Below are 12,910 nucleotides of genomic sequence, written 5' to 3' on the forward strand. Positions count from 1 at the left end.
TCGCCAGCGCCTTGCCGTTATCATGAGCGGAACGGCACACATGGAGAGGGCAGAAGATGGTGGCTTTTGGCACGAGTGGGTTGCGGGGTCTGGTGGTGGATCTGTCGGATAAGGTCGTTTATGTGCATACCCAGGCCTTTCTGCGCTATCTTGCGGAAATCGGCGAGTTTCACGCCGGGGATGCGGTGATACTGGGCGGCGACCTGCGACCCAGCACGCCGCGGATGCTGGCCGCGGCCTGGGCCGCGGTCCTCGCGGGGGGCGGGCAGCCCCGTTTCGCCGGATACCTTCCCTCGCCGGCGTTGGCGTTTGCGGGATTGGCGGTGGGAGTACCATCCCTGATGGTCACTGGCAGTCATATTCCGTTTGATCGCAATGGCATCAAATTCAACCGCCCCCATGGGGAATTGATGAAGGCCGATGAGGCCGGGATCCTGCGTCAGGATATGACGGTGGATACGGCCCTTTTCGACGCCGCGGACGCGCTGCGCAAGCCAGCCGTTTTGCCCGCCGCCGACCCGCACTGGCTGGCGCTCTATCAGCAGCGTTACCTGGACTTTTTCGGCACGGACAGTCTTGCCGGATGGCGACTGGGCGTCTACCAGCACTCCGGCGTCGCCCGTGACCTGCTGGTGACACTGCTGGAGTCGCTGGGTGCGGAGGTGCTGCCCCTGGGCCGCTCCGCGGATTTTGTGGCCCTGGATACCGAGGCCCTGCGCCCCGAAGACACGGTTCTGGCGCAGCGCGCAGTGGCTGAGTACCATCTCGATGCGCTCCTGACCACGGACGGCGACGCCGACCGTCCCATGATTGCTGATCATGAGGGCCGCTGGTGGCGTGGCGACGTGCTGGGGATACTAACTGCCCATGCCTTGGGCGCCCATACGGTAGTCACGCCGGTAAGTAGCAACACGGCGCTGGAGTTGTCCGGCTTTTTTCCGGAAATCCTGCGCACCAGGATCGGTTCCCCTTATGTCATCGAGGCGATGCAGGCCGCGTTGCAGGAGGGATTGATGCCCGTCTGCGGGTATGAGGCCAACGGCGGTTTTCTGCTGGGCAGCCCGCTTACCCGTGATGGCCGCACCCTGGCGCCCCTTCCCACCCGCGACGCCATCCTGCCCATGCTGACGGTGCTTGCGGCGGCGCAGGATCGTGGCGTCCCCCTGGCAGCCTTGCTGGCCGATCTGCCACCCCGTCATACCGCCAGTGACCGTTTGCAGAACTTTCCATCGGCGCTGAGCCGGCGCCACCTGGATACTTTTCGCGGTGACGACAAGGCGGCCAATCTCGTGGCCTTCAATACGGCCTTTGGAGAAATTGCGGGTGCCGCGCAGCACATGGATCTGACGGACGGCATCCGGGTGACCCTCGCGCCGGGCGGCATCATTCATCTGCGACCTTCCGGCAATGCGCCGGAACTGCGCTGCTATACGGAGGCCGATAGCCCGGAGCAAGCCGAGACCATGCTGCGGAAGGCCTTAGAGGTCATGAATGGCTGGCGGGCCTGAGCGGCGGATGCGGCGCATCTTTTTTCCGCGCATCTGGTGGGTGTACATCGGCACCGGGCTGCTTATTGCGGATCTGCTGCTGATGGTGCTGCGCTATCTGGGCGTGGTGTTCAAAACCAACGCCGTGGCGGAAATGGCGGTCCACCACGGCACCGATGCCCAGGCGCAAAGTCTGCTGCGTCTGGCAGACGTGCTGAATGCGGTTCACTGGAAATGGATCGGCGAAATTTTTCTGGTCGGAATTGTTTTGCTGCTTATCGGTATATGGAAACCCTTTTACCGGAAAAAATAAACCCGCCGATCTTCACCCCATGCCCTGGCTGCGCAGATAATCCTCATAGGTGCCCTTGAAGTCCTGAATGCCCCGCGGAGTGAATTCGATGATGCGGGTGGCCAGGGAAGACACAAACTCTCGGTCATGGCTGACAAAAAGTAAGGTTCCGTCGTATTTCTCCAGGGCCGAATTGAGAGACTCGATGGATTCCATATCCAGGTGGTTGGTCGGCTCATCGAGAATCAGCACATTGGGTTTCTGCAGGGTGAGTTTGCCGAAGAGCATTCGCCCCTTTTCGCCACCGGAGAGCACCTTGACCGAACGATTGACCTGGTCCTGCCCGAAGAGTAGGCGGCCCAGCACGCCGCGGATCACCTGGTCATCATCGCGCTCACCGCGCCACTGGCACATCCAGTCGAAAAGCGTCATATCCTCCGCAAATTCGGGGGCATAATCCTGGGCGAAGTAACCGATACGCGCATTCTCCGCCCATTTTATTTCGCCGGCATCGGTGGTCAATTCGCCCACCAGGCAACGCAACAAGGTGGTTTTGCCCAGACCATTGGAGCCGATAATCGCAACCCGTTCGCCCGCTTCGACATGCAAGCGCAGTTTATGAAACAGGCGCAGATCGCCAAAGGATTTGCTCAGGTCCTTCCCATCCAGGGCATTGCGATAGAGTTTGCGTTCCTGATGAAAGACCAGATAGGGATTTTGCCGACTGGAAGGCTTCACTTCTTCAAGCTGGATTTTCTCTAACTGACGGGCGCGGGAAGTCGCCTGCTTGGCCTTGGAGGCATTGGCGGAGAAGCGACTCACAAAGCCTTGCAACTCGGCCATCTTCTCCTTTTTCTTGTCATTGTCGGCGAGCAATTGATCCCGCACCAGGGTTGAAGCCTGCATATATTCATCATAATTGCCGGGATAAATGCGTAACTCGCCATAATCCAGGTCAGCCATGTGGGTACAGACGCTATTCAGAAAATGGCGGTCATGGGAGATGATGATGACGGTGCTGTTGATGTTGCTGATGAGTTCTTCCAGCCACTGGATGGTATGAATGTCGAGGTTATTGGTCGGCTCGTCCAGCAGCAGAATATCGGGGTCGGCGAAAAGCGCCTGCGCCAGCAATACTCGCAGTTTCCAGCCGGGGGATACCGCCGACATCAATCCGCTGTGCTGCGCCAGCGGAATACCCACACCACTCAGCAACTCCCCGGCCCGGGACTCGGCCGCGTAGCCGCCCAACTCGGCAAACTCCACCTCCACATGCGCCACCGCCATCCCTTCTTCGTCGGTCATCTCCGGCAGGGCATAGAGGCGATCGCGTTCCTGCTTGATGCGCCAGAGCTCGGCGTGACCCATGATCACCGTGTCCAGTACGGTACAGTCTTCAAAGGCAAACTGATCCTGCCGCAGTTTGCCGAGACGCTCGCCGCTGCTCAGGCTGACGTGTCCGGAGCTGGGCTCCAGATCGCCGCCGAGAATCTTCATCAGCGTCGTCTTGCCGCTGCCGTTGGCACCGATAAGGCCATAGCGGTTGCCATTGCCAAACTCGACGGAGACGTTTTCAAAGAGGGCCTTGGCCCCGAATTGCATGGTGAGGTTGGCGGTGCTGAGCAAGATTGACTCCGAAAGGGCGGCAAACGAGGGCTGATAACGGGCGCGATGATAGCACTGATTCGCTTGGCGCGTCCTACCCTTCGTGGCGTAAGGTGGTGGACTAACTTGACAGATTCACTCAGCTTCCCGTACCTTGCCCAGTGAATCGTTATAAACGCTAGGGGCGTCCACGTCGTGGGCTGAGAGGTACCCTTGGAACCTGATCCGGGTCATGCCGGCGTAGGGAAGCGCGACTGCAGCATGCCTGTCCGCATCTTCCGCCCGCATCCTGATTTTGTTCCGCAGCAATCGGATAAATTTTTAGGAGGAATGACTGATGGCTACCCGTCCCACGGATATGGTGAATACTATGCAGGACGCAGCGGTAACCTGCGGCCCGATTCCCGGCTCACACAAGCGTTACCTCGGTGGCGTGCGTTTCCCGGAATTGCGCATCCCCTTGCGGGAGATTCCGCAGAACGACTCCCGGAGGCGGGACGGCAGCCTCGAAGTCAATCCCGCCATCCCGGTCTATGATTGCAGCGGTCCCTACACCGACCCCGACGTGGTCATCGATATTCATGCGGGCCTGCCCGCGATGCGCTGGCAATGGTCGCCGACGGATACCGCCATAGAAAGCCGCCCCGAGCCCAGTTCCGCCTACGGTCGCGCCCGTCTGGCGGATGTCCGCACGGCGGATCTGCGTTTTCATCATCGCCGCGAGATTCGCCGGGCGGCCAACGGCGGCAACGTCTCCCAGATGCACTATGCGCGGCGCGGTATCATTACCCCTGAGATGGAGTTCGTCGCCATCCGTGAGAATCAGGGTTTGGAGCAACTGCGTGCCAGCCATCCGGCGCTGTTCCGCGCCCATCGCGGCGAGTCCTTCGGCGCGCAGATCCCCGATACCGTTACCCCGGAATTCGTGCGCGACGAAATCGCCCGGGGCCGCGCCATCATCCCCGCCAATATCAATCACCCGGAACTGGAGCCGATGATTATCGGCCGCAATTTCCTGGTGAAGATCAATGCCAATATCGGCAACTCCGCGGTCAGCTCGTCCATTGCCGAAGAAGTGGAAAAAATGGTCTGGTCGATTCGTTGGGGCGCCGACACGGTCATGGATTTATCCACCGGTAGGCACATTCACGAAACCCGCGAATGGATTATCCGCAATAGTCCGGTACCCATCGGGACCGTGCCGATTTATCAGGCCCTGGAAAAGGTCGATGGGAAGGCCGAAGACCTCACCTGGGATTTGTTCCGGGATACGCTTGTGGAGCAGGCGGAGCAGGGCGTCGATTATTTTACCATCCATGCCGGTGTGCTGCTGCGTTATGTCCCGCTGACGGCGAATCGTCTTACCGGCATCGTGTCGCGCGGCGGTTCCATCATGGCCAAATGGTGCCTCGCGCACCATCAGGAGAGCTTTCTCTATACCCATTTTGAAGAAATCTGCGAGATCATGAAGGCCTACGACGTGAGCTTCTCCCTCGGCGATGGCCTGCGTCCCGGCGCGCTGGCCGACGCCAATGACGAGGCACAGTTCGCCGAGCTGCACACCCTGGGTGAACTCACCAGGGTCGCCTGGAAGCACGATGTGCAGGCCATGATCGAAGGCCCCGGCCACGTCCCCATGCAACTCATCAAGGCCAATATGGAGGAGGAGCTACAGCACTGTTTCGAGGCCCCGTTCTACACTCTTGGACCGCTGACCACGGATATTGCCCCCGGCTATGACCACATTACCAGCGCCATCGGCGCCGCCCAGATCGGCTGGTACGGCACCGCCATGCTCTGCTACGTCACGCCCAAGGAGCATCTTGGCCTGCCGGATAAAAATGACGTGCGGGAAGGGGCCATCACTTACAAGATTGCCGCCCATGCCGCCGACCTGGCCAAGGGGCATCCCGGCGCACAAGTGCGGGATAACGCCCTGTCCAAGGCGCGTTTTGAGTTCCGCTGGGAAGACCAGTTTCACCTTGGACTGGACCCTGAAAAAGCGCGGGAATATCACGATGAGACCTTACCCCAGGAAGGCGCCAAGGCGGCGCACTTCTGTTCCATGTGCGGTCCCCATTTCTGCTCCATGAAAATCTCCCAGGATTTGCAGGAATACGCGCAAACCAAGGGTGAAGACATCGAGACGGCCCGACTGGAAGGTCTGCAGGAAAAGGCAGAGGATTTCAAGCGGCTGGGGAAGAATGTCTACCTCAGATAACCGTGTCGGGATCCAGGACTGTCAGCCAAATATTCCCCATACCCCCGCCAGGATGGCGGGGATGGCCAGCGCCAGATTGATACCAGAAATCAGCCTGATCTGTCCGGCGGCCCGGGCGGCCAACGGCCAGTCGCCAGCGGCGATGGCCCGCCCCATGCGCAGGAATGGCACGAAGAATACAAACAGGGCTAGTATCACCATCAGGGTGCCGAGTGTCACCATGATCCGCATCGCCGTAGGGAGCGCGGTAAATCCGCCGTATACATACACCATCCAGTAGCCGGTAATCACCAGTGCCGCACCAGCCACCCATACCCAGGCAAAGAAGGGGCGAAAAATCTGGTAGAGTAATTTGCTGCGTTCTGCCTCGCTGGCTATGTTACGGCGCAGAACCGGAACGATAAAAATATCGAGCAGAAAAATTCCGCCAATCCAGGAAACCACTGCGGTGATATGGAAAAACTGCAATACCGTAAGCACGCTCATTCATTCACCCAAGTAATATGCGGCCCAAATACTTCGCCAGGGATAATACCGTCAGCGTCGGGGGTAAACCCCAGGATTCGGGGATCACCGACGCATCACAGACATGGAGATTGAGGACGCGACAGGATAGCCGCTCATCCAGCAGTTCGCCCAGACGCACGCTGCCGCCGGGGTGCGCGGCCAGCCAGGGCGAGAAGAATACCCGTCTACCGCCCGCCGCCCGGAGGATATCGGCAGCCAGTCCCACGCCGTTGTGCATGCGATTTTTATCGGCTGCGGAAAAATGTCGCCAGACGCGCCCGTCGGCGTTGATTTCACCACTGATTTCATCGCGGATTTTGACCATGATCATCATACTATGCCGGTAATGCGCAAGCATGTCGACTCTGCCGGCTGCCCACGCAAAAGCGCGATAAAAATTGGGTGGAACGGTCATATCCGTCAGCATGTAACCGGCTTCCCGATCTACAAACCCCGCCGACATGGGGAGTTCTGTCTCCCGGTGCCCGTCTTCCTGGTTCAGCGCCACACCAATGCGCAAAGGATCGCAGAAAAATCCCCGCCCCGCCTCGCGGATCCCGCTGCGCTGCAAAATTACGGGGCTTGCCACACCACCCGCCGACAGAATGACCGTCCCCCCCATGAACCGGCGTAACTGCCCGTTCTGAAGGGCCTCCACGCCCACCGCGCGCCCACCCTGAAAAAGCACCCTGTTCACCTGGATACCGGTCTCCAGTTTGCCGCCCAGTTGCTTTGCCTGCGCCAGCAGCGACGCCGCAGACCAGAAAGCTGCTGGTGGGCAGCCCCCATGGCCGCAGAGTTCCTGATAAATCATTTTCGGCAGCGCCCGCCAGGGAAGTCTCAAAGCGCGTGCCGCGCTGGCGATGTGTTGTACTGCGGGACCCAGAAGCGGCGCCTCCAGGGGCTGGTGCGGTAGTTCTGCAAGGACAGCCGCCAAATCCTGCGCCATTTCCACGCCATAGCGGGAAAACATCTCCAGGGGAGGAGAGACGGCCGTGTGGTAGAAAACGGTGGAACCACCCCCAACCCGCATGCCACGGAGCAGGGCAACCCCCGGCGCGACATATAATGCCTCCTTGCGGCGCCAGAGCTTCCATAAATTCGGCGCTGACGCCGGGGTTTCTCCGCCCCGTTCCAGAATCCGCACGCTAGCCCCGGCGCGCGCCAGGTCTCTGGCCAGCATGGCGCCGGCAGGTCCGGAGCCGGCAATGATCACATCGGATGCGGACATTTTGGTGAGTATTCTCCGAAGATGAACGTTATCCCCAGCGTGACAGCCAGGCGATGAGCAACTGCGTCCAGCGTCCGTAAGGGGGGCGCACCCATTCGCAGGCGCTCAGACGATTCTGCCTGAAGACGCCCTGGTAGTGCGAGAGGCGTTGAAACCCATAAATACCACGATACTGGCCTATACCGCTCAGCCCGATACCGCCGAAAGGAATACCGGGTTGTGCGACATGGAAAATGGTGTCGTTGATGGTGAGGCCCCCTGCGGCAATTCCCTTGCAGTGCCGCAGGGCGCGCCGCTGATCTCGGTCGAAATAATACAGCGCCAGAGGGGCGGGGTGGTCCCGCACATAATCCAGCGCCTCCTGGATGTCATCGTAGGTCAGAATCACCAGGATCGGCCCGAAGGTTTCTTCTTCCAGGATTTTCATGCCGGGCCGCACATTCCAGAGCAGTGTGGGCGGGAAGGGCCGCTGTGCGCCATCGGGCCATGCGGGTGCTGGCGAGGGCTGCCATAGTAGCGCTCCTTTCCCCCGGGCATCCTGCAGCAGGCCATCCAGACGTTCCCACAGCCGCCCGTTGGGGATGCTGGTATAGTCCGGGTTGTCTGCCCAGTGGGGATAGAGCGATAAGGTGGCCGACTGCGCCCGCGCGATAAAAGCATCACACTGATCCGTCGCCACCAGGCAATAGTCGGGGGCGATGCAGGTTTGCCCGGCATTCACCAGCTTGCCCGCCATGATGGATCGGGCCGCGGCGGCCAGGGGATAGTCACGCTGGATAATGGCCGGACTCTTGCCGCTCATGGACAGTGTCACGGGCACCAGATTCCGCGCGGCGGCACGGGCGATCACCCGCCCGGTACGGGTGGCTCCCGAAAAAATCAGGTGATCGAAAGGCAGCCCGGGGAACGCGTGATCCACATCCGGTGATCCCTGGACCAGCGCAATGGTATCCTCAGAGGTCACATCGCGCAGGGTCTGTGCCAATAACGTCATAGCCTGAGGCGCCAGACGCGGCCCTTTGAGAATCGCCCGATTCCCTGCGGCGATAGCGGAGATCAACGGCAGCAGGGTCAGGAGCAAGGGATAATTCCAGGCGCCGATAATGCCGACGACACCCACGGGTTGCGGAATGATCAGGCTGCGGGCCGGCAGGAATGGCCAGCGGGTATGCACGGCGCGTGGACGCACCCAGTTCCTGAGATGCCCGAGCACGTAGGCGATCTCCGCCTGCAGGGGATAGATTTCATAGATTTCCGTTTCGCGGAGGTGGCGTCTGCCGAAATCCCGGGCGATGGCTTCGCTGAGCGCCGTGCCGTGTTGCCGCAGCATCTGCGCCAGGGCCCGCAGCAGCGCTTGGCGTTGCCGGTAGTTGAGGGCGCCATTTTCCCGAAGCGCCGATTTTTGCGCAGCCAGCAATTCGTCCACAGTGCGCAATGGAATTCCTTATGAATAAAAAGGGGCCCGAAGGCCCCCGTGACGATACCACGTTTAGCGGAACCGTTTTCTGGTGTAAAGGTAAGCAAAACCTGCCAGACTAAAGTAAACGAACGGCAGAAAGAAGATGAAATCTTCCAGATCTACATAATGCATAGACATCTCCTTGTTTCCTAATGAGTGGAACCCTGCTTTCGCTGCTGTTCTTCATCCTGTCTGTCAAACATGATAGCACCTGCAGCAGAGATAAGGACAATCATGGTGGTACCCACCAGCCAAGCAAAGTACCAGGGGCCGTAGTCACCGGTAATCACCGCCAGAAAAAGGGACAACACCATGACGGCCGCCAACCCGATAAATGTGAGCAAATTTTTCATGTTCGCCTCCTCTTAATAAGCGTGGTCGTCTTGCGTGTCGGGCGCCGCCACCTTACCGCGCATCACCCGGAAACACCAAGTGGTGTAACTGATGATGATGGGCAGGAAAATCAGGCCGAAGATGGTCATCCAGACCAGATTGTACTCGCTGCCGGTGCCGTTCCAGACCGTGAGGCTCTGGTCCGGGTTGTCCGTGGAAGGCATCAGGAAGGGGAACATGGAAGTGCCCACCGCACCGATCACGCCGATCCATGCCACTGCACCCATCCACCAGCCGAGAACGGGCTTGTTGGCGCGCAGTGCGAGCACACCCAGGACCATGCCAGCCAAACCCAGCAAGGGCACCAGCCAGAGAATGGGGTGGGCGGCATAGTTGGCCATCCACGCCCCGTTCGCGAGGGCGACCGTCTGGCCGCTGACCGGGTTCGCGGGCATGCCCGGATCACCGCTGATCAGTTGGAAGCCCTTCATGCCGGACACCATGAAGCCACCGATAACGAAGATCACCAGCGCCGCAATACCGCCGACGCTGGCGTAATTCCGTGCCCGGTCATACAGCGCACCGCTACCGCGTATCATGAGCATGGTGCCGCCCTGATAGATGGCCAGGCTCAGCGACAGCACGCCGCAGAGAATCGCAAAAGGATTCAGCAGATACCAGATGAAAGATTCGGTCTGGTAATACTGGCCGTCCCAGCCGAAGTGAAAGCCGACGCCTTCCAGAATATTCCCCATGGCAGCCCCGTAAACAATCATGGGCAGGGCACCGGAAATGAGAAAGACCCAGTCCCAGGAATCGCGCCAGCGATGACTGGGCACCTTGGAACGGTATTCAAAGGCGACGGGACGCATGATCATGCTGAACAGCAGGAGAATCATGACGATGTAGAAGACCGAAAAAGACGTCGCATAGAGGCTTGGAAAGGCCGCGAAAATCGCGCCACCGCCAAGAATGAACCACACCTGGTTACCATCCCAGTGCGGGCCAACGATGTTCAGCGCTTCGCGGCGTTCGCCGTCGGTTTTGCCGACAAAGCGCATCAGAGCGCCAACGCCCATATCCATACCGACCATGATAGCGAGGCCCATCAACAGGATTCCCAGAATCAGGAACCAGAATATCTTTAAATATACGTAAGCATCCATCTTGTGCTCTCCATTCAGTCGGGGGGTAAATCAACCCCCCTTGATTCATCACGCTGGCGTTACTTGCGATCCATGCTGGGTTTGGCAAACACCGGCTGACCCGCCATGCCGCCACCCGCAGGCGCAGAACCGTGATCATGATGATCATCCTGCGGACCCAGACGGGCGTATTTGAACATCAGGTAGAGCTCCGCCGCGATGAAAGAGCTATACAGCAGGGTGAACCCGATAAGCGAGAACACCATGTAGCCGACGCTGTGGGTGGAGGCGGAGACGAAGGTAGGTAGCCAGCCAAATACCGTCCATGGCTGACGACCATTTTCGGCGGTGATCCAACCGAACTCACAAGCTACCCAAGGCAAGGGAATACTCCACATCGCCAGTTTCAGCAGGGTGGGGTGTTTCTCGATTTCGTTCTTCAGGCTGAAATAAGCCGCGAAAGCGAAGAGCACCAGCATGAAGAAGCCTGCAGCGACCATCAGGCGGAAGGCCCAGAACTCCACCCAGACATTGGGGATGGTATCCTTCGCCGTCTTGTCCAGAACGCTGGGCAGATTGGTGGCGTTGATCTTCTTGAGGTCCTGATCAGGCGCAAACCGCATGGCCAGGAAACCATAACCCATGTCGTTTTCGTACTGCTTGAAGGTGGCCAGTGCCTGGGTATTGCTGTGATCCAGGTTGTACTCCTTCAGTGCGATCATCGCCTTGATGCCATTGGCAATTTTTGGCTTGGCTTCCTGCTCCAGCTGGATGATGCCGGGAATGACCGTCGTCTCGGAGTGGGTCAGCAGCGGCGTAAGGATATACGGGATGGAAACCTCGAAGAGATTCTTCTGTTCGCTACGGCTGGGGATGGCGATGAGGTTCCAGGACGCGGACACCGTGTTGTAATCCGTGTTCCAGATGGCTTCCATGGCCGCCAGCTTGGTGGGTTGTTTCTGGCCATCAAGGTAGCCCAGGGCGTCACCCAGGGTAATTACGCCGATACTGGAAACCACGCCGAAGAGGGTGGCGATCCGGAAGGAGCGCAACGCCAAATCTTTCCGCTTGTTGGTCAGCATGTAATAAGCGCTGACGCCCATGACGAACATGGAGCCGGTTACAAAACCCGCGATGGAGGTATGGACAAACTTGGCCTGCGCATCCGGATTGAAGATCAGGTCGATAAAGCTGGAAAATTGCATCCGCATGGTATTGGGATCAAAGGTGCCGCCCCGCGGGTCCTGCATAAAACCGTTGGCGATGAGAATCCACAATGCAGAAAGGTTGGATCCAAGAGCCACCAGATAGGTGACCACGAGGTGCGCCTTGCGGCTTATGCGCTCCCAGCCGAAGAACATCACACCGACAAAGGTGGATTCCATGAAGAAGGCCATCAGCCCCTCGATGGCCAGCGGGGTACCGAAAATATCGCCCACGAAGTGGGAGTACATGGACCAGTTGGTCCCGAATTCAAACTCCATGGTCAGGCCGGTAGCGACGCCCAGGGCAAAGTTGATGCCGAAGAGTTTGCCCCAGAACTGCGTCATTTCTTTATATATCTGTTTGCCGGTGATGACATACACCGTTTCCATGGTGGCCAGAATAAAGGTCATACCCAGGGTGAGTGGTACAAATAAGAAGTGGTAGAGGGCGGTCAGCGCGAACTGCAGGCGCGATAGCTCCACCACCGTGGGATTGATCAACATGTCCATGAATTACCTCCTACAAAGAAGCCGGAATATTCCGACCGGGCATGTAATGGTGCACATCTTCCTCCTGTGCCCCTATTTTGTTTACATCACTTTTACGGGTTACTTCTACTGAAGACTTCTCCGGCAGCAAGAGCGCACAACTGCGTAAGAACGCGCTCTTGCCCCGTTGATTGTTGAACCAGTTGTCCTTGCGGCGGAGTTCCTCGATGCTGGTGAGGCGCCGGCCTTTGCTTTCCAGACCGGGATAGATCAGGGTTTCCCCAGGGAAACTGAGTAAACTTTGGGTGATGCTGTGATAAAGGGTTTGCGGATCGCTCTGGCTGGTACAGGGTGCCGCGCCGGTGGCCAGCAGAGTCATCCCGGTGAACAGGCGATCTTCCCACCAATAGGTGACCGCGCAGGGGCTGAGCCCCGGCGTGTGCAGTACCCGCAGACTTTCTTCTCCGAAATAGAGGACATCACCATGCCGCAGGCGCAGGTCGATGTGCTCATCGGCGATGCTCTCGTGGGCGACGATCCGGGCGCCACTGTGTTCCTTCAATACGGTAGCCGCGGCGATATGGACGGGTTCATGGTGGGTCTGCAGTATATACCGTAGATCGAGGCCACGCTCGATCATGAACGCCTCCAGCGTGTCGACGTGTGCCGGCATGGGGTCGATGATGACGGTCTCGCGGGTAACGGGGTCGCCCAGCAGATAGCTCAGGTGGCCGCCCTTGGGGGTGCATAGTTGTCTGAAGATCATATCGCCCGTCCCTGTCGAGTATTTGGACATCAGAGTATCAGCAATCTCTGTGCCATTATTTGATAATAGTCTGTTATCATCGCATCCTTTGAAAGAATAAGGATAAACAGGCCGCTGTATTTTATTTATAGGGCTGTTCATGTGCTGCACCGTCGCTGTCGTGCCCTGAA

11 protein-coding genes and 1 riboswitch are annotated in these 12,910 nt (G+C 58.8%); of the genes, 3 read left to right on the top strand and 8 right to left on the bottom strand.

The window, feature by feature from the left end:
- Positions 1-56: 56 nt before the first annotated feature.
- Entirely contained in the window at positions 57-1,508 is a 1,452-nt protein-coding gene (locus F6A13_RS05450; protein ID WP_113526689.1) for a phosphomannomutase, read from the top strand.
- Positions 1,492-1,800, top strand: coding sequence for a hypothetical protein (locus F6A13_RS05455; RefSeq protein ID WP_113526688.1), 309 nt, complete (start codon positions 1,492-1,494; stop codon positions 1,798-1,800). The genes F6A13_RS05450 and F6A13_RS05455 overlap by 17 nt, the downstream gene beginning before the upstream one ends.
- Before the next feature lie 12 nt (positions 1,801-1,812).
- Here the strand turns inward: F6A13_RS05455 and F6A13_RS05460 are convergent, their stop codons facing one another.
- On the bottom strand, positions 1,813-3,405 hold the full coding sequence (locus F6A13_RS05460) for an ABC-F family ATPase (RefSeq protein WP_113526687.1): 1,593 nt from the start codon (positions 3,403-3,405) through the stop codon (positions 1,813-1,815).
- 149 nt (positions 3,406-3,554) lie between these two features.
- Positions 3,555-3,648: riboswitch (TPP riboswitch) on the top strand.
- Between the two features lie 73 nt (positions 3,649-3,721).
- Here F6A13_RS05460 and thiC point away from each other — a divergent pair.
- A complete protein-coding gene (thiC, locus tag F6A13_RS05465; RefSeq protein WP_113526686.1) occupies positions 3,722-5,605 on the top strand; it encodes a phosphomethylpyrimidine synthase ThiC in 1,884 nt (627 codons plus the stop codon).
- Between the two features lie 21 nt (positions 5,606-5,626).
- On the opposite strand, the gene F6A13_RS05470 is transcribed toward thiC, so the two are convergent.
- The 7 genes from F6A13_RS05470 to F6A13_RS05500 form a co-directional block, all read right to left on the bottom strand.
- Positions 5,627-6,091, bottom strand: a complete 465-nt coding sequence (locus tag F6A13_RS05470) for a hypothetical protein (protein ID WP_113526685.1) — start codon at positions 6,089-6,091, stop codon at positions 5,627-5,629.
- Between the two features lie 4 nt (positions 6,092-6,095).
- Positions 6,096-7,343: an FAD-dependent oxidoreductase gene (locus tag F6A13_RS05475; RefSeq protein WP_126605183.1), complete on the bottom strand. Its 1,248-nt coding sequence runs from the start codon at positions 7,341-7,343 to the stop codon at positions 6,096-6,098.
- 28 nt (positions 7,344-7,371) lie between these two features.
- Positions 7,372-8,769: an aldehyde dehydrogenase family protein gene (locus F6A13_RS05480; RefSeq protein ID WP_225982013.1), complete on the bottom strand. Its 1,398-nt coding sequence runs from the start codon at positions 8,767-8,769 to the stop codon at positions 7,372-7,374.
- Between the two features lie 182 nt (positions 8,770-8,951).
- Positions 8,952-9,155, bottom strand: coding sequence for a hypothetical protein (locus F6A13_RS05485; protein WP_009563880.1), 204 nt, complete (start codon positions 9,153-9,155; stop codon positions 8,952-8,954).
- Between the two features lie 12 nt (positions 9,156-9,167).
- The gene (gene cydB / locus F6A13_RS05490) at positions 9,168-10,301 is read right to left on the bottom strand and encodes a cytochrome d ubiquinol oxidase subunit II (RefSeq protein WP_113526682.1); all 1,134 of its coding nucleotides are present in this window, start codon (positions 10,299-10,301) and stop codon (positions 9,168-9,170) included.
- 59 nt (positions 10,302-10,360) lie between these two features.
- A complete protein-coding gene (locus F6A13_RS05495; RefSeq protein ID WP_113526681.1) occupies positions 10,361-11,995 on the bottom strand; it encodes a cytochrome ubiquinol oxidase subunit I in 1,635 nt (544 codons plus the stop codon).
- A 10-nt stretch (positions 11,996-12,005) separates the two neighbouring features.
- Positions 12,006-12,740, bottom strand: a complete 735-nt coding sequence (locus F6A13_RS05500; RefSeq protein ID WP_113526680.1) for an MBL fold metallo-hydrolase — start codon at positions 12,738-12,740, stop codon at positions 12,006-12,008.
- Positions 12,741-12,910 lie beyond the last annotated feature (170 nt).

This window comes from Acidithiobacillus sp. 'AMD consortium' (assembly GCF_008926505.1).
Lineage (GTDB): Bacteria > Pseudomonadota > Gammaproteobacteria > Acidithiobacillales > Acidithiobacillaceae > Acidithiobacillus > Acidithiobacillus ferridurans.

Bases quoted from the DNA above. Each gene is read 5' to 3' on its own strand.
- F6A13_RS05485 (WP_009563880.1), bottom strand. From the start codon at position 9,155: ATGAAAAATTTGCTCACATTTATCGGGTTGGCGGCCGTCATGGTGTTG.
- F6A13_RS05455 (WP_113526688.1), top strand. From the start codon at position 1,492: ATGGCTGGCGGGCCTGAGCGGCGGATGCGGCGCATCTTTTTTCCGCGC.
- thiC (WP_113526686.1), top strand. From the start codon at position 3,722: ATGGCTACCCGTCCCACGGATATGGTGAATACTATGCAGGACGCAGCG.
- F6A13_RS05500 (WP_113526680.1), bottom strand. From the start codon at position 12,740: ATGATCTTCAGACAACTATGCACCCCCAAGGGCGGCCACCTGAGCTAT.
- cydB (WP_113526682.1), bottom strand. From the start codon at position 10,301: ATGGATGCTTACGTATATTTAAAGATATTCTGGTTCCTGATTCTGGGA.
- F6A13_RS05470 (WP_113526685.1), bottom strand. From the start codon at position 6,091: ATGAGCGTGCTTACGGTATTGCAGTTTTTCCATATCACCGCAGTGGTT.
- F6A13_RS05495 (WP_113526681.1), bottom strand. From the start codon at position 11,995: ATGGACATGTTGATCAATCCCACGGTGGTGGAGCTATCGCGCCTGCAG.
- F6A13_RS05450 (WP_113526689.1), top strand. From the start codon at position 57: ATGGTGGCTTTTGGCACGAGTGGGTTGCGGGGTCTGGTGGTGGATCTG.
- F6A13_RS05475 (WP_126605183.1), bottom strand. From the start codon at position 7,343: ATGTCCGCATCCGATGTGATCATTGCCGGCTCCGGACCTGCCGGCGCC.